Origin of the sequence: Burkholderia sp. M6-3 (genome assembly GCF_050858985.1) — a bacterium.
Lineage (GTDB): Bacteria > Pseudomonadota > Gammaproteobacteria > Burkholderiales > Burkholderiaceae > Paraburkholderia > Paraburkholderia caledonica.
This window is the reverse complement of the sequence record NZ_CP110091.1, coordinates 2,778,343-2,794,917: the sequence shown is the minus strand read 5'-3', so window position 1 is coordinate 2,794,917 and position 16,575 is coordinate 2,778,343. Positions and strand designations below refer to the sequence as shown.

The window sequence follows — 16,575 nt, the reverse complement described above, 5'->3', positions numbered from 1 at the left end:
GAATCCGGGCCGCGCTCATCGTGAATGTGGCCACAACTCACAGACAGGTGAATGATCATGAAAGCACTGCTCAACGTTGTTCTCGTTTCCTGCGCACTGGCCGCGCCCGCGCTTTCTTTCGCGCAAACCGTCGATCAGCCGGTGACGCGTGCCGAAGTGCGTGCCGATCTCGTGCAGTTTGAAATGGCCGGATATCGTCCGGTCGCATCGGACGCGCAATACCCCGCGGACATTCAGGCCGCCAAGGCGAAGGTGTCCGCCGCACAGACTGCTACGTATAAGACGTCGGTAGGGGGAGTGTCGATGAACGGCTCGTCGCAAGCAGGCGCGCCGGCATCGGTGAACGGTCCCGGGAGGATCTACTTCGGACATTGAGCCGCGTTTGCGGTGTCATGTGCAACCGCCGGGCGGGCAATGAATGCGTTCCTCGCGATGCGGGCCGCCCGGGTTGTCGCTGGTTTTCGCTGGTTGCCGGTGCTTCCGGCCGGTGGCCGGAAAGCAATGTTCGATGGCTTCTTAACGAGGCTTTACCACTGCTGATGGACAAACGGCGCGATCTTTTGCAGATATAGCGCGCGTAGGACCTCCATGGCCGAATCTGTCAGGGGCGGCAGTTCGCTCGCCTCAGCGTTTGCTTTGGCTTGCGCTGCGTTCTTTGCCCCTGGGATGACAGTCGTCACTCCATCGTTCATGAGGATCCAGCGAAGCGCAAACTGCGCCATCGTGGCGTTTTGCGGGACGAGTGAGCGGATTTCGTCGACGGCTTCCAGAGCGACGTCATAAGGAACGCCGGCAAAGGTTTCGCCCTTGTCGAAGGCCTCGCCGTTACGATTGAAAAGGCGATGGTCATTGGCCGCAAACGTCGTCTCGCGCGTCATTTTTCCGGTGAGCAGGCCCGACGCAAGAGGCACCCGGACAATGACGGCGACTCCTCGGTCACGAGCTTCCTGAATAAAGCGGGCTGGCCTTTGCCTGAAAATGTTGTAGATGATCTGTACCGACTTCACGCCCGGATATTCGATCGCTTTCAGACCTTCTTCGACTTTCTCGACCGACACACCGTAGCTGCTGATCTTTCCCGCTGCGACCATGCGGTCCATCGCATCGAAAACCTCTGGCCGGTAATAGACCTCGGTCGGTGGACAATGAAGCTGTACAAGATCAAGCCGCTCCATCTCCAGGTTCTTCAAGGACCGGTCGACAAAAGCATTTAGATTCGCTGCGGTGTAGCCTTGCGCCACGTGAGGGTCCAGTCGCCGCCCAGCCTTGGTTGCAACGAATGGCCGCGGCCCTGAGCGTTCCTTGAGGACGTCCGCGATGATCCGCTCCGAGCGGCCGTCGCCGTAAACGTCGGCGGTGTCAATGAAGGTTGTACCGCTATCGAGCGCTGCATGCAGGGCCGCTTTTGCATCGCTCTCGGCGACGTCGCCCCATGAACCTCCGATGGCCCACGCGCCAAACCCGATTTCAGAGACGCTCTTTTCTGCGTGTCCGAACTTCCGTTGTTTCATCTTGATTCTCCGTTCATGGCATGAGTTGTCCGCCGTTAACCTCGATGATCTGCCCCGTGATGTATCCCGACATTGCGGGAGACGCGAGGAACAGGAACGCGCCGACGCACTCCTCCGGCAGGCCTTCTCTGCCCATCGGCACCGTGGCAGTCTGCGACGCCCAGATTTCCGGCGGCGTGTATTTGTCGTGGAACGGCGTCTGTATGAGTCCGGGCGCTACTGCGTTGACCCGGATTCCGTCGTTTACGAATTCCTTTGCGTGGCCACGGGTCAAACTGCTGACAAAGCTTTTTGACGCGGCGTAAAGAACCGCTCCCGCGCCGCCGCCCGTGCGTGCAGCAACGGACGACGTATTGATGACGTAACCACCGGATTCCTTGAGAAACGGATGGGCAGCCGAGGTCGCTTCCCAAACCGATCTTGCGTTCAGGTTGACGACGCGTTCGAAGTGGCTGTCCGAGGCGCTTATAGATGCCAGCCGTCCCAACATGGCGCCGGCGTTATTGATGAGCCCATCGAGTCCGCCTAGCAGTTGCGCCGCTTCCTTCACGACCCGCGATGCTTCGCCCGGCTCGCTGACGTCGCCCTGGACAAGATGAATGCGCTCCGGCGATTCCGCACGCAGCGCTTGCGCAGCCGCTTCGCTCTCGTTGAAATGCGCGACCACGTGCGCGCCCTGTGCGGCAAATGCGCGAACAACAGCCGCTCCGATTCCAGTCGACCCGCCCGTGACGAGAACTCTCGTATCCTTCACATCGCCGATCTGTATGTGCTCAAGTCCATGCATGGAATTTCCTCCGAATGGATAAACATGAGCGGGGCATACGCCGCAGCGCTCCGGGTTCTCGTCGAAGAAAATGATTACATACCGTAGAATGAAAGGGATTCACTGGAACGATGAACGGCATTCATCATGGCAAAGAACGACCGGATCGATTTTGCGGACTTAAGGCTGTTTCTTGCGATCGTCAGGTGCCGGAGTTTCCGGCTGGCTGCGATAGAACTTGGGCAGACCCCGTCGGCAGTCAGTCACGCGATGCGGCGGCTGGAAGACCGCCTCGGCGCAAAGCTGCTTAACCGGACGAGCAGGGCGGTTTCGCCCACGGAGGCGGGGCTCGATCTCGCTTCCCGGCTGGAAGAAGGCTTCAACCAGATCGGTTCGGCTCTCGAGAGTTTTGAAGCGCCAGGTACCGCGCGACTCGGCTCTTTACGTCTGAATGTTTTCGCGGATGCCGCCCACCTGCTGGTCGCACCGGCATTGCCGGAATTCGCACGCCTGTGCCCCGATGTGCAGCTTACGGTGGTGGTCGATAACCGGCCGATCGACATCGTTGCAGAAGGATACGACGCCGGGATTCGCTACGGTCATCATGTTCCCGAAGACATGATTGCAGTGCCGCTTACCGGCCCGCAGCGATGGGTGATGGCCGCGTCGCCCGCCTATCTGAAGAAACACGGCACTCCTCGTCACGTCAGCGAACTGGCCGAGCACAACTGCCTTCAGCTTTTGCTCGGTGACAATTCGAGCTACCGTTGGGAGGTCGGCGTTGCAGGTAAAACAACCCCGATCCGAGTGCCCGGGTCGATCACGATCAACGACACCGCGACCACGATTAGCGCATGCAAGGCAGGAATGGGCATAGCGTATCTACTCGAGGCTCGAATCGCCGATGAGCTGGCGCGGCGTACCCTGAAGGTTGTGCTCGAAGACCATGCGTGCGCTGAGGATCCACTTCACATGTACTACAGTGGTCGTCGATACAACCACCCAGCGTTGCTTAGCTTGATCAATATCATCCGGAAACAGCAGTCACTCGCGAAGATTTCAAGGTCGCGTGAGTGAGCCGGACTGGCGCCGCTAATTGCTGCCGTTACCACAAAGAGTCATTTGACGTGGATGTTCGTCATGCTGTCCGTCGCACGCTTTCGCATGCGACGGACGAGCGTTCCGATGCCGTTAGTGAGCAACCGGCTCGTTGAGATAGACGCCGGAGGACAGTGCGGCTTTCACCTCTCGCGTGAACTCGTCGGTGGATACTTCCTCCGCGCCGGCTTCAATTGCGTCGTATGCCTGACGCACGACGTCGGCCGGCGTCGCCTTCGGCACTTCCAGCCCGCGCGTCAAATCCGTATCGATGAAGCCGGCGTGAAGCCCGACGACTTGCGTATGCTGCTCGCGCAACGAATGGCGCAGGCCGTTGGTCAGCGCCCACGCGGCCGACTTCGACACGCCGTAACCAGAGAGAATCGGCCGGTTCACCCAGCTCGCGACCGACAGCACGTTGAGAATCGCGCCACCGCCGTTGCGGGCGAGGTTGCCCGCAAACGCCCGCGACATCGCCAGCATGCCGAATACGTTGGTTTCGAAGTGATCGCGCAACGCGTCGATCGCGCCGTCGTCGGTCAGGCTGCCAAGCCGTGCTATGCCCGCATTGTTGATCAGCAGCGTGACGTCACCCGCCGCCTCGGCGGCAGCGGCGACAGCCGCTGGATCGGTCACGTCCAGTTTCACCGGCACGACGCCCGGCAGCGTCACACTGGCCGGATCGCGCGCGCCCGCATAGACCTTGCGCGCCCCTCTCTCGAGTGCCTGTTTCGCAAACTCGAGACCAAGGCCGCGGTTCGCGCCCGTTACGAAAATAACCGAACCTTCGATTTTCATGACGAATCCTTCATAGGGTTAATCGCAGGCGCCGGCTCGCCGGGCGCATGGGAACTTGATCAAAAACTTCCTTGCTTATTTCGGAATGTGTTGCCGTGTGAACCGTGCCGTCGGCTTGGCTTCCCATCGCGCCCGAAACTCCGCTAGACTTATGTCAATGTCGATCGACATCGTCTTTAGATGCATTGTGTCGACGTGGATCGGCTATGTCAATGGTGATCGACATTGTGTTTGTTAATCGATGCGATTGTCGGGATAAGGGAGAGAGCGATGGGTGTGTCTCGGCAACAGGCCGCCGAAAACCGGAGCGCGATTGTCGCGGCCGCCGAGCGGCTGTTCCGCATTCGCGGCGTCGACGCCGTGGGGCTCGCGGAGTTGATGAAAGAAGCCGGTTTTACGCAGGGTGGCTTTTACAACCACTTCAAGTCGAAGGACGCGCTGGTCGCCGCGGTGATGGAAAAGGCGATGCAAGACTATGCGGATTCGCCGAACGCCGGTAGCCTGGTCAAGCAAACTGCGCGCTATCTGTCGACCCGGCACCGCGACAACATCGAGGCGGGGTGCCCGCTGTCCGGCTTCGTGGGCGACGCTCCCAGAATGACCGCCGCTGCGCGTGTGTCGTACGCGCGCGGCCTGGCGGCGTATCTCGACCGGTTTGCCGCCATGATCGCCAAGGAAGGCGCGACGCCGGAAGAAACCCGCCAGGATGCCATTGCGGCGTTCAGTCAGATGGTCGGGGCGCTCGTGTTGTCGCGTGCGATTGCAGATGCCGATCCCGCCTTCGCCGACGAAATCCTCGAAGCAGGGTGCCGCACGCTTGCCGATGAGACGCCACCTACGGGTCCATGAGCGCTGCAGTGCGATAGGACCGCCGAAGATTGTTCGCGCTCGCGGCCTCAGAGCCCGCTCAATCTACACCGTACTCACGCAAGTGCGCTGCGTTCGCAATGCACTCAGCACGGCGTCCACAACCCGCTCGACGCCCGGCCAGTTTTTTTCAGGTTGGCCTTCGATGTAAACATCCGGTGAGACGCTCTTATAGTGTTCCGGGTATCCCCAGATTGCATCGTGAACCGTCGGCCTCGTGATACTGCCGCCGAGCACTGCGACCGTCGGCCGGTGGAACGCGGCAGCCACATGCATCAGCATCGAGGAGTTCGTCAGGACGGCACTCGCATTTTCGGCGAGCGCAAAGACCGTTCGCATCGACACCCCGCCCGCGACCGAACGCACCGGGACATTGGGTCCCGCGGCGACGATCGCTTCGTTGGCGCGCGCCTTGTCGGCCTCGCTACCAACTATAAGAATCTCGCAGCGGTCACCGGACTGTTGCAATGCGGACGCAATCTGCGAGAGCGCTGCCCCGAACTGCCTTGGATCCCACGCCTTCGTGGGAACACCCGCTCCGACGCCGACCAGCACTCGCCATGTCGTGCCCGCTTGCGCGGAGTCATTTGTCCAGATCCTCTTGGCGCTTGCTCGTTCGGCTGCCGTGAGGAAAAGCTGAGGTCGAGCGTCGGGAAGGTCGGTTGCGCCGAGCAACTCGGCTTGCGCGAGCGCGGCGCGACCGGATTGGCGGCGCGCAAAGTCAATGTAAGCGTGACACCCGCTGTGGCCGCCGCGATAACCGCGCACGCCGATGCGGTATCGCACACCGAGGCGCATCATCAGCAGCGCCCCCATGTAACTGCCGAGGACGTCGATTCCGACGTCAAACCCGCCTCGCTTGCGCAGCGCGGCGACTCGCGGCGATTTCAGCAGGAAACGCACGACGTCACCGGGCGAGCGGTTCTCGACGATCTTGTTGTTCCATGGTGCATCGATCTCGACGATTTCATCGATGAACGGATTGTTCTCGAGAATCGGACGCCCCCAGCTGCCGATGCCGGCAACGATTCGGGTGGCGGGGAAGCGTTTTTTGAGCGCCTCGAAGATCGGCGTCGCAGTCAGCAACTCACCAAAATCGTTCGGTCGAAGGACAAGAATTTCACGCGGCGTACTGCGACGAGGGTCATGCCGCGACGGGGTCAAGCGGCCAATCACCCAGACCGGGAATTCAGTAAGCAGGCTTTTCCATTCCATTGCATATCCACGAGATGAGGTGAGTGCCAAGCCGCGCGGAGCGACGCACTGAGTGTGCATGGAAGGAGGTGCCCGGTCTGTGGGCCGCCATACGAAACTGGCGCGTCGTGAGCGCTCGCCGCTATGGCGCGTTCGCGAGCTCGCAGCATTGCGTCGCCGGTGTTGAGCCCAGCGGACTTCAGTTCATGGGTTTTTCGTCTGGGCGCAACGTCAAGACGCGTACACCGTTTCGGGTAACGGCGACGGTATGCTCGAATTGTGCGGACAGCTTTCCATCGTTTGTGACGACGGTCCAGCCATCGTCTTCGGTCCCGACCGCATGTCGCCCCCGGTTGATCATCGGCTCGATGGTAAAGACCATGCCCTCTTGCAGCACCAGACCGGTTCGCGGCTTTCCCCAATGCAGAACCTGAGGAGGCTCGTGCATTTCGCGTCCGATGCCGTGTCCACAATATTCCCTTACGACCGAATAACCGTTTTGCCGTGCGTGCCGCTCGATCGCATGCCCGACATCGCCCAGTCGCGCGCCTGGACGAACGGCCCTGATGCCTTTCCACATTGCTTGGTACGTGACTTCCACGAGCCGTTTAGCTAGCGGCGATACCTCGCCTAGCAGATACATTTTGCTGGAGTCCGCGATGTATCCGTTCTTTTCCAGCGTGATGTCGAAATTAACGATATCGCCGCCTTTCAATATTTCCGTCGGCGACGGAACGCCGTGGCAAACCACGTTGTTGCGCGATGAATTCAGTACGTAGGCGTAGCCGTATTGGCCTTTGCTTGCCGGACGGGCATTGAGTTCGTTGACGATGAGGCTATCGACCAGATCGTTGATCTGCATGGTCGACATGCCGATCATGTCCAACCGGTCCAGATGACCAAACACATCCGCGAGTAATTTCCCAGACTCCGCGAGCAACGCGATTTCTTCTGGTCGCTTGGTCACGTGGACGCCACCCTGACGGATCGCGTCTCCACGCCTGCTGCTCGCAGTTCGCGCGCAACGATTTCACTAAAACTGTGCGTCGGATTCATTTCGCACAGCATGCCAATCTTTATCCAGAACGCCGCTTGCGCGTTGATCGACCGACACGACACCTGGCTCGCTTTGCGTATCTGATCGTGCAAGTCGTCGTCAATATTCACAATGCCCATTTTGCCATCCGTATATGAAACGTATACGAATCATATACTCTTGTCCGTTCGCAGTGCAAGCGTGTTGCTGCTCGCGATGGCCGTCACTCACGCGCGGGTCATGCACGATGGTCTGCCATTCGCCGCCCGGTTCGCGCTTGCGAATGGAGTCGTGTTCGTAACGTTGCGCTGGCACTCGCCGAGAAAAATCGAAGAGTGCTGGTGGCTTCGCCGGAGTACCTGAAGCGCCGCGGCTCGCCCGCTTCTCTGGACGAACTCGTTTTGCACGATTGCCTGCCCTATGTGCTGGCAAGCCGCGTCTATGACCGCTGGTCGTTTCCGTCCGACGGCGTGCGGCGGCAGGTCACGGTGAGAGGCATGCTGCTTTGCGACGATGCGGAAATCGCGAGACGCTGGGCAGTGCAAGGTCGCGGCATCGCCTATAAATCATGGCTCGACGTGCACGACGATGTGATATCCGGCCGACTACATGTTCTGTTGCCTGACCAACCCGGGGAAACAGCGCCGCTGAACCTGGTCTGTCCGCACCGTCGTCAGTTCTCGCCGGCTGTCCGATATCTTCATGCTCATCTAAGGGAACGGGTGTTGCCCATGAGCGCGGCCATGCGTGAATACGCGAACGCATTGGTGGAATGACCGTGAAGCGTTCAGCGCGGCACCTACACGGCTGCCATTTTTCTGATTGCGCGGAGCGGTATTGAAGACGCTCGTGGCTCACGCCGCTTATCTGGCGTACTTCGCCAACAACGACCGGATCGCCGGATCGTTCATGTTTTGTGGCGTAACGGTGACCACGACGACGAAGAGAGTGCGGGGTGGCGGATGGCCCTGCAGCGCCTCGACCATGGACGCCAAGGCGAGGTAACCCATACGGTAAGGGTCCTGCAATATGGCGGCATGTACGATTCCTTTTTTGAGTCCTTCCAGGAATTCCGGACGCCAGTCGAATAGCACGAGGCGCGGGCGCTGGCCGCCTGCTGCGGCCTCGATTACACGCAGAGCGCCGTAAGCAATTGGTTCGGCCGGCGCGAAAACGGCGTCGAGGCGGCCAGGGTAGCTGTTTATCACCTCGGCGATCAGCACTTCGGCATCGCGCGGTCGATACCCTACGTAGGTATCGATCACCACATCCCATCCCTCTTTGCGGGCAACGCTTAAAAATCCGCTTTCCCTCGCAGCAGTCGAACTTACGTTGGGCGCGAGCCGCAGCATTGCCACCTTGGCACCCTTTTTTAGAAGCGGTACCAGGCTGAGCGCCGCCTTCCTGCCTGCGCCGAAATTGTCTGTGTAGACGGTCGAGATTCCGTCGTAATCGGCGCTATATCGATCCACGAGGATCAAGGGTACTGGCACTGAAACCCGCGTGTCGCCGGCCAATGGTTCTGGTGCCAGTACCACGCCCGAGACTCCCTGCTTCACCATGTATTCGATAATGCGCACCTGGATATTCGGTGTATTGAGCGACTCACCGTCGGACGGGCTCCGAATCAGCAGATCTACATGATGATCATGGGCCGACTGCTGTATTCCCTTAAGCAATGTCTGATAGAAGACAAGCGATGAGCCCGGCAGGACGACACCAATTGTGCTCGCGTGCGCGGCCGACACCATCACCGCCAACGAGCAGAGCAGCACGAAAAATCTCAGAGGTCCAAGCATGGTGTGTCCACTCGAAGTGGCCTCGACCTGACAGCATAAGCTTGCGGAAAGGCATTTCCCTGTTATGGAGATTCTCGCCCGGCAAGCGAAATCTTTGCCTCACACACTAGTTTTCAGCGACCTGTCGGAATAATAAGCCGACGATCGGCGGGCCGCCATCGTCACTTCATGGGACGGGGCAGCGGACGGCCTCGGCCACAAGCAGCCATCTGCGCGCAAGAGGCTGCGGTCATTCAAATGTCAGCAATTGCTCTGAAGCCGAGGTACGCGCTTGCCGTCTTCTCTGGCGTCGGGAACTCATGATAGTGGAGCGCGGCTTCGCGAAAATCTTCTTGTCATTTTTTTCGTGGTCATATCGGCAATGCTCTAAAAAAGAAGTTGGCAGTCGCCCAAAAGCCACTGCCAATTTGCAAAAGTGCTGCTGTGGAGGCTCAATGAGCGTTCGATCGGACGGATGCATCGCCCGTAGATGCGGATACGATGGCCGGATGATCGTTCGGCTGCAGCTCTTCGAATTCATCAACGTACGTACGATTCAGCACCGCACGCGCAGTGTTCATGTCGAGCTGTCCTTCCCAACGCGCGACCACGACAGTTGCAACACCATTGCCGATCAGGTTCGTCACGGCCCGAGCTTCATTAAGAAAACGATCGACACCGAGAAGCAAGACCAAACCTTCGACCGGAATTTTGTGCATCGACGCGAGCGTCGCGGCCAGCGCAACGAATCCAGCACCCGCGACTCCCGCCGAGCCTTTCGAAGTGAGAAGAAGCACGCCCAACACAAGCAACTGATCCCAAATCGTCAGATGCACGTTCATCGCCTGAGCGATGAACAGCGCAGCCATCGTGAGATATATCGCCGTTCCGTCCGCATTGAAGGTGTATCCGGTAGGCAACACCATTCCAACAACGGGTCGCGAGCAACCCATCCGTTCCATCTTGACCAGCATCTGCGGAAGTACCGCTTCCGTGGACGCCGTGCCGAGCGTGATCAGGATCTCATCCTTGATGTAGCGGAGGTACTTGAACAGCGACAATCCGCACATCCTCATTACTAGTCCGAGGACCACAACCACAAAGAAGATGGACGTCAGATAGAGGCACAACATCAACTGGCCGAAGGAAGCCAATGTGCCGATCCCGTACTTTGCGATGGTGAAGGCCATGCCACCGAACGCACCGATAGGTGCGACGTACATGACGATCCGCACCACCCCGAACATGCCCTGAAGGAACATATCGAGCATGTCTACAAACGGTGCCGTCCGAGGTCCTAGCTTGGCGAGAGAAATGGCGAGCAGCAGCGAGAAGAAAATGATCGGTAGCATCTCGCCGTTGGCGAACGCGCCAACGATGCTGTTCGGGACAATGCTCATGAAAAAGTCGAGCATGCCATGTTGCTTGGCGGCAGTCGTATAGGTCGAGATCGCGGACCCGTCGATGTGCGACGGATCGACGTTCATGCCGACACCGGGTTTGAAGACATTCACGACGACCATCCCAACGAGGAGTGCGATCGTCGATGCGACTTCAAAGTAAAGCAGCGCCTTAACGCCGACGCGGCCCGCTTCATGAAGATCATTCATGCGGGCAATGCCGACAACCACCGACGCGAAGATGATCGGTGCAAGCAGCATTCGGATCAACTTGATAAACAAGTCACCGAGGGGCTTGAGTTGGGAACCAACGTCCGGATAAAAGTGGCCCAGCAGGATACCGGCGATGATCCCGATAAGAACCTGCACGTAGAGCTTCGAGAGCGTCTTCCTGACTTTCGATACCAGCATGTCTGTCTCCTATGACTGGCGTCTATTTGTAGAGTACGGACGAGCACCCACAGCGGGATAATCCGCTGTGGTGAGCACGGCCGAGGTGCGCCTGAATTGGTCTCTTTCTAGGCGTAGCATCGACGAGGACCGTCGATACCCTGATACCGCTGAGTGTTTATGCCGACAGCTTGCGCATCTCGGCAATGAGATCCGATTTACCCTCGAAGCCGATACCCGGGAGGTCCGGCATCGTGATATAGCCGTTCTCGACCTTGACCCCATCGGGGAAGCCGCCGTACGGTTGGAACAGGTCCGGATAGGACTCGTTTCCACCCAAGCCAAGGCCAGCGGCGATGTTCAGCGACATCTGGTGACCGCCGTGGGGAATGCAGCGGCTCGGCGACCAGCCGTGCTGACGCAGCATGTCCAACGTGCGCAGGTATTCCACCAGGCCATAGCTCAGCGCGCAGTCGAATTGCAGCCAGTCGCGGTCGGGACGCATGCCGCCATAGCGGATCAAGTTACGCGCGTCCTGCATCGAGAACAGGTCTTCGCCCGTCGCCATCGGCTTGTCGTAGTAGTTGCGCAGCGTGGCTTGTAGTTCAAAGTCGAGCGGATCGCCCGGTTCCTCGTACCAGAAGAGATCGTATTGAGAGAGTGCCTTTGCGTACTGAATTGCGGTGTCCAGATCGAAGCGACCGTTCGCATCAACGGCAAGCTTCTGGTCGTTTTGCAGCACGCTGAGGATCGAGTCAATGCGGCGAAGATCTTCGTCGAGCGATGCACCGCCGATTTTTTTCTTTACCACGGTGTAACCGCGGTCGATATAGCTGCGCATCTCGTCTTTCAGCTTCTCGTGGTCCTGGCCCGGATAGTAGTAGCCGCCTGCTGCGTACACGAAAATCTTGCGATCCGGTTGGCCGTTGCCGTAGCGGTCCGCCAGCAACTGAAACAGCGGTTTCCCTTCGATCTTCGAGACCGCATCCCAGATTGCCATATCGATGGTGCCAATTGCGACAGAGCGTTCGCCGTGGCCGCCGGGCTTTTCGTTGGTGAACATCGTCGCCCAGATTTTATGGGGATCGAGGTTGTCACCAGCATCGTTGACCAGCGAGGCGGGATCAGCTTCGAGGATGCGAGGGATGAACCGCTCACGCATGAGCTTGCCCTGCCCGTACCGGCCGTTGGAGTTGAAGCCGTAGCCGATTACCGGCTTGCCGTCCCGAATCACGTCGGTGATGACTGCGACCAGACTCAGCGTCATCTTGCTGAAGTCAATATAGGCGTTGCGTATCGGGGAACTGATCGGAACGGTCTTTTCGCGGATTTCAACAATTCTCACGGCTTCGTCTCCAGAGTTTTACGAGGTGTTGCGACTCATCGGCTGCAACATGGGACGTAGATTAACCGTGAAAAAGACTGCTAAACTACACTTTCATTCACATCACTTTTCAATTGCAGTGAATACTGAGACGCAGACTGCGACTGATTTCGAGTTTTTTATTCTTCTGGCGAAACTCAGAAGCATGTCAGGCGCCGCACGAGCTCTCGACCTGTCCCCGCCGGCTGCGACGAAGAGGCTTGGCGTCATTGAACAGCGACTCGGCGTACGACTTGTCAATCGAACTACTCGGAGCGTGAGTCTCACGCCTGAAGGCGAAACATATCTTCGGTATGCAACGCAGATAGTCGGACAGGTCCGCGAAATGGAGGAAGCGATCTCGGGAACGAAAGGTGACCCTCAAGGGCTCGTGCGCGTCAATGCGACGCTCGGCTTCGGCCGAACAACAATCGCGCCGTTGGTCTCGGAATTCGCAAAACGCTTCCCCAGCGTCGAAATCCAGTTCGAGGTCACCGATCGTCCAGTCGATCTTGTTGAAGGCGCGTTCGACATGGCGATAAGATTCGGCGAGCTCCCCGACACTCGCTTGAGCGCGCGAAGGATCATGAGCAATCGCCGCTTCCTTTGTGCCTCGCCAAAATACTTGGAGAAGTACGGCAAACCAGAGCGCGTCGAGGATCTAGCCCAACATCGTTGCATCATCCACCGCCAGAATAACGACGCCTATGGCGTCTGGCGTTATATCGTGAATGACCACACCGAGGCCATCAAGGTCAAAGGGGCCTTGTCGAGTAACGACGGGGACATCGTACTTCGCTGGGCGCTTGAAGGACACGGGATATTGATACGGTCTGAATGGGACTTGGCCAAGTATGTGCAGAGCGGGCGTCTCCAACTTGTGCTGCCTAACACGGTTCTTCCGTCCGCCGACTTATTCGTCTACTACCCGAGGCAGAAGAATCAAACAGCTCGCGCGCGCGCATTCATTGATTTCCTCGTGAGTCGATTCCAGGCACCGTTCACTCCGGTGGAAACCGGCGCGGAGCGGCGGGAACGGAAGAAGCGGAGCCGCGGTTGATGAGTTGGAAGCAAGGCAGACTTGAACGCTCGCACACGCATTATTCGTAACGTTGCTTCCGGTCGGTTTGACTTGACACCGCGACGAATCAACGCCCGAATGACTCGAGTTTGCCGCTGCGAGACGCTGACGATGGAAAGCGGCGAGTGGAGGAGTTCGGTCGAGTGAAACCATCGCGTGGGGTAGCGGTCTGCCAATTGCAGACGTCCATATTGTTGCGCAGAACGGCTGGTACCCGGTCTATTGCTGCCGTTCGTTTGCGACAGACCGCGGTCGCAACGGGATCAAGACACGCCATGGCCAACTGGCGATCTTCGAGCCTGCAGGGCAGTGCCAGGCTAAAAAATCACAGGTCCGTGTTGGCAGCCGACGCCTGGACCCACTTCCTCATGGCTAACTCACGCAACATCATGCCGAGCGGGCGGCGCCTCGCTGCAGCCGCAAAATCCGTACAAAATTCAGCACAGTAGGCGATTTTTCGCGTTGCCGATGGACTAGCGCGATGCCTGTCGAAAGCGGGCTACCCTTCAGTTCGTGATAAGACACGCCTTCGACCTGAACCTGCCGGATCGATGCCGGAACCATCGCGACGCCGAATCCGGCCGCTACAAGGTTCGCCGCCGACGAGATCTGTGGCGACTCCATGCCGATCGAGGGTGCGAAGCCGGCCTCGCGACACGCGGCAATGATCGAATCATGCAGATCCGGGCCGATCAGCCGCGGAAAGAGGATGAACGGATCGCCGGAAAGATCTGCCAGATCGATGCGCCGTCGTCGGCTCAGGCGATGGTTTGCCGGTAGCACCGCCAACATGTTTTCGTCGACCAGCGGCTCGACGATCAGATCCCTGCAGTTCAGCGGCATGCGCACCAGCGCGGCATCGAGCTGGCGCTCCGAGACCTTGTCCAGCAGCGCCGAACTGTTGCTCTCCTCGCAACTGATCGACACGCGCTCATACGCATGCCGGTACTGCTGCATCGTCGTCGCCACCATCGGATGAAACACCGTCGAACCTGCAAAACCCAGCGAAAGCCGGCCTGTTTCTCCACGTCCCGCGTTCTGTACTTCGACGAAAGCCTGTTGCGCGTCCTCGACGATGCGTCGCGCGCTCTCACGGAAGAGCCGTCCTGCTTCGGTCAATTCGACGCGGCGTGGATGCCGGACGAACAAGGACGTGCCGATTTCCCGCTCGAGCTTGAGGATCTGCTGGCTTAAGGGCGGCTGGGCGATGCCAAGGTGCGTCGCGGCATCCGTGAAATGCAGATGCTCGGCCACGGCGAGGAAGTAGCGCAACTGACGAAATTCCATATCTTTTTCGTCTCCAAAAAGTGACTTCGAGATATTGGACTAATGGGTTGCCCGATTTTAACCTCGTGTTCAACCCGATGCGCTCAAAGGTCACACCCGACCGCTTAGTTGGAGTCGATGCGCGTCAAACTCAACGTTTCTCCAGGAGAATTCGATGTCAGTGACGCGCGCACCGTCGGCAGAAGGACAGGACAGCAAGGCTTCCACGTTGATTGCGGACCTACGCAACATCGTGGGCAACAAGCACACCATGACTGACGATGGCGCGACCCGCCGCTATCGCACCGGCTTCCGGTTTGGCGCCGGCAAGGCGCTCGCGGTGGTTTGTCCCGGCACGATAGTCGAACAATGGAAAGTGCTGCAGGCGTGCATTGCAGCGAATGTGATTGTCATCACGCAGGCATCGAACACCGGTCTCACCGGCGGATCGACGCCGGACGGTAACGACTACGATCGCGACATTGTGATCGTCAGCACGAGCCGCATGAAGAAGGTCTACGTGATCGACGGTGGCAAGCAGATCGTTTGCCTTCCGGGCGCGACACTCGATCAGTTGGAGAAGACATTGAAGCCGCTTGGCCGCGAGCCGCATTCGGTGATCGGCTCGAGCTGCATCGGCGCGTCGGTATTCGGCGGGGTGTGCAACAACTCGGGCGGTGCGCTGGTGCAGCGCGGCCCGGCTTATACGGAAATGGCGGTGTTCGGGCAGGTAGATGCAGCGGGAAAACTTAACCTCGTCAACCATCTGGGAATCGAACTCGGCGACTCGCCCGAGGATATCCTCGGGCGGCTGGAGCGCCGCGAGTTCAGCGATGCCGATATTCGTCTCAACGCGGGTGCCGGATCCGATCACGGTTACGCGACGCATGTTCGTGAGATCGATGCCGATACGCCCGCGCGTTTCAACGCCGATCCACAGCGCTTGTACGAAGCGTCAGGTTCCGCTGGCAAGGTGATGGTGTTCGCGTTACGGCTCGACACGTTTCCGATCGAGCAGAATGCAAAGGTGTTCTATATCGGCACGAACCGCCCCGACGAGCTCACTGAAATCCGCCGTCACGCGCTGCATGACTTCAAACATCTGCCGATTTCCGGCGAATATTTTCATCGCGACGCTTTCGACATTGCTGAGGAATACGGCAAGGACACCTTCCTTGCAATCAACTATCTTGGCACTTCCCGGCTGCCGGCGCTGTTCGGACTAAAGAGCCGTTTCGACGCGCTGTTCGATCGTTTCAGTTTTCTTCCTTCGCATCTCACCGACCGTGTCATGCAAGCGGCGAGCCGACTGTTCCCGAGTCATCTGCCGGCGCGAATGAAAGAATATCGTGATAAGTACGAGCATCATTTGATGCTGAAGGTGTCGGCCGAAAGCGTGGAAGAAACGCGTGCCTTCCTTTCAGGTTATTTCGACCATGCGGCCGGTGGCTATTTTGAATGTACGGACGAAGAAGGCAGGAAAGCATTCCTGCATCGTTTCGCTGCCGCCGGCGCGGCCGTTCGCTATCGCGCGGTGCATACTCAGGAAGTGGAGAATATCGTCGCGCTGGATGTCGCATTGCGACGCAATGACCGCGACTGGATTGAGACGCTGCCGCCCGACATCGAAGAAACCATCGCTATAAAGTTGTACTACGGCCACTTCCTCTGCCACGTGTTCCACCAGGATTACATCGTCAAGAAGGGTAACGACTGCCTTGAAGTCGAACATAAGATGTGGAAGCTGCTGGACCGCCGCGGCGCCGAATATCCGGCGGAGCACAACGTCGGCCATCTATACCATGCGAAGCCCCAGCTCGCCGCCTTCTATCAGCAGCTCGATCCCTGCAACTGCTTCAATCCGGGGATTGGACAGACGTCGAAGTTCGCGAAGTATCGGGAAACCTTAGTCTAGGTGACGTCCATCGCCTGCCGGTAGAGTTCCCCGCGACCTACTTCTGTCCTCTGGTGACCTGAACCGAGGCTAGCTAGTCAATTCAGGCTTCAGAAGCATTGCATCATGCACG

The 16,575-nt window shown here is 58.7% G+C and carries 15 protein-coding genes and 1 pseudogene; 6 read left to right on the top strand and 10 right to left on the bottom strand.

Annotation, left to right across the window (positions count from 1 at the left end; genetic code table 11):
* Positions 1-57: 57 nt before the first annotated feature.
* Entirely contained in the window at positions 58-375 is a 318-nt protein-coding gene (locus tag OH764_RS30140) for a DUF4148 domain-containing protein (RefSeq protein WP_498849701.1), read from the top strand.
* Between the two features lie 152 nt (positions 376-527).
* Here OH764_RS30140 and OH764_RS30135 read toward each other — a convergent pair whose 3' ends face one another.
* Positions 528-1,511: an aldo/keto reductase gene (locus OH764_RS30135; RefSeq protein WP_498849700.1), complete on the bottom strand. Its 984-nt coding sequence runs from the start codon at positions 1,509-1,511 to the stop codon at positions 528-530.
* 13 nt (positions 1,512-1,524) lie between these two features.
* Positions 1,525-2,298, bottom strand: a complete 774-nt coding sequence (locus OH764_RS30130) for an SDR family NAD(P)-dependent oxidoreductase (protein ID WP_498849699.1) — start codon at positions 2,296-2,298, stop codon at positions 1,525-1,527.
* Between the two features lie 126 nt (positions 2,299-2,424).
* On the opposite strand from OH764_RS30130, the gene OH764_RS30125 reads away from it, so the two are divergent.
* A complete protein-coding gene (locus OH764_RS30125; protein ID WP_498849698.1) occupies positions 2,425-3,354 on the top strand; it encodes a LysR family transcriptional regulator in 930 nt (309 codons plus the stop codon).
* Between the two features lie 114 nt (positions 3,355-3,468).
* Here OH764_RS30125 and OH764_RS30120 read toward each other — a convergent pair whose 3' ends face one another.
* Positions 3,469-4,173 (bottom strand): SDR family oxidoreductase, encoded by a 705-nt coding sequence (locus tag OH764_RS30120; protein ID WP_498849697.1) that lies wholly within the window; start codon positions 4,171-4,173, stop codon positions 3,469-3,471.
* A 270-nt stretch (positions 4,174-4,443) separates the two neighbouring features.
* Here OH764_RS30120 and OH764_RS30115 point away from each other — a divergent pair, with 270 nt between their 5' ends.
* A complete protein-coding gene (locus OH764_RS30115; protein WP_498849696.1) occupies positions 4,444-5,022 on the top strand; it encodes a TetR/AcrR family transcriptional regulator in 579 nt (192 codons plus the stop codon).
* A gap of 63 nt (positions 5,023-5,085) precedes the next feature.
* Here OH764_RS30115 and OH764_RS30110 read toward each other — a convergent pair whose 3' ends face one another.
* From OH764_RS30110 to OH764_RS30100, 3 genes are all read right to left on the bottom strand, one after another.
* Positions 5,086-6,255: a glycosyltransferase family 9 protein gene (locus OH764_RS30110; RefSeq protein WP_498849695.1), complete on the bottom strand. Its 1,170-nt coding sequence runs from the start codon at positions 6,253-6,255 to the stop codon at positions 5,086-5,088.
* A 178-nt stretch (positions 6,256-6,433) separates the two neighbouring features.
* Positions 6,434-7,201, bottom strand: coding sequence for a type I methionyl aminopeptidase (gene map, locus OH764_RS30105; RefSeq protein WP_498849694.1), 768 nt, complete (start codon positions 7,199-7,201; stop codon positions 6,434-6,436).
* Entirely contained in the window at positions 7,198-7,410 is a 213-nt protein-coding gene (locus OH764_RS30100) for a ParD-like family protein (protein ID WP_020066756.1), read from the bottom strand. The genes map and OH764_RS30100 overlap by 4 nt, the downstream gene beginning before the upstream one ends.
* A 162-nt stretch (positions 7,411-7,572) precedes the next feature.
* Here OH764_RS30100 and OH764_RS30095 point away from each other — a divergent pair.
* Positions 7,573-8,046: pseudogene (locus OH764_RS30095) on the top strand (substrate binding domain-containing protein); the annotation flags it as partial.
* 87 nt (positions 8,047-8,133) lie between these two features.
* Here the strand turns inward: OH764_RS30095 and OH764_RS30090 are convergent.
* The 3 genes from OH764_RS30090 to OH764_RS30080 form a co-directional block, all read right to left on the bottom strand.
* On the bottom strand, positions 8,134-9,069 hold the full coding sequence (locus OH764_RS30090; RefSeq protein WP_498849693.1) for a type 1 periplasmic-binding domain-containing protein: 936 nt from the start codon (positions 9,067-9,069) through the stop codon (positions 8,134-8,136).
* Positions 9,070-9,500: 431 nt separating this feature from the next.
* On the bottom strand, positions 9,501-10,859 hold the full coding sequence (dctA, locus tag OH764_RS30085; protein ID WP_498849692.1) for a cation:dicarboxylase symporter family transporter: 1,359 nt from the start codon (positions 10,857-10,859) through the stop codon (positions 9,501-9,503).
* A 157-nt stretch (positions 10,860-11,016) separates the two neighbouring features.
* Positions 11,017-12,183, bottom strand: coding sequence for a mandelate racemase/muconate lactonizing enzyme family protein (locus OH764_RS30080; RefSeq protein WP_498849691.1), 1,167 nt, complete (start codon positions 12,181-12,183; stop codon positions 11,017-11,019).
* A 118-nt stretch (positions 12,184-12,301) separates the two neighbouring features.
* Between OH764_RS30080 and OH764_RS30075 the strand changes: the two genes are divergently transcribed.
* Complete coding sequence (locus OH764_RS30075; RefSeq protein ID WP_498851331.1) at positions 12,302-13,261, top strand: LysR family transcriptional regulator; 960 nt, start codon at positions 12,302-12,304, stop codon at positions 13,259-13,261.
* A 408-nt stretch (positions 13,262-13,669) separates the two neighbouring features.
* Here the strand turns inward: OH764_RS30075 and OH764_RS30070 are convergent, their stop codons facing one another.
* Positions 13,670-14,569: a LysR family transcriptional regulator gene (locus OH764_RS30070; protein ID WP_498849690.1), complete on the bottom strand. Its 900-nt coding sequence runs from the start codon at positions 14,567-14,569 to the stop codon at positions 13,670-13,672.
* Between the two features lie 154 nt (positions 14,570-14,723).
* On the opposite strand from OH764_RS30070, the gene dld reads away from it, so the two are divergent.
* Positions 14,724-16,463 carry a D-lactate dehydrogenase gene (dld, locus tag OH764_RS30065; RefSeq protein ID WP_498849689.1) on the top strand — a complete coding sequence of 580 codons (1,740 nt, stop codon included), beginning with the start codon at positions 14,724-14,726 and terminating at the stop codon, positions 16,461-16,463.
* Positions 16,464-16,575 lie beyond the last annotated feature (112 nt).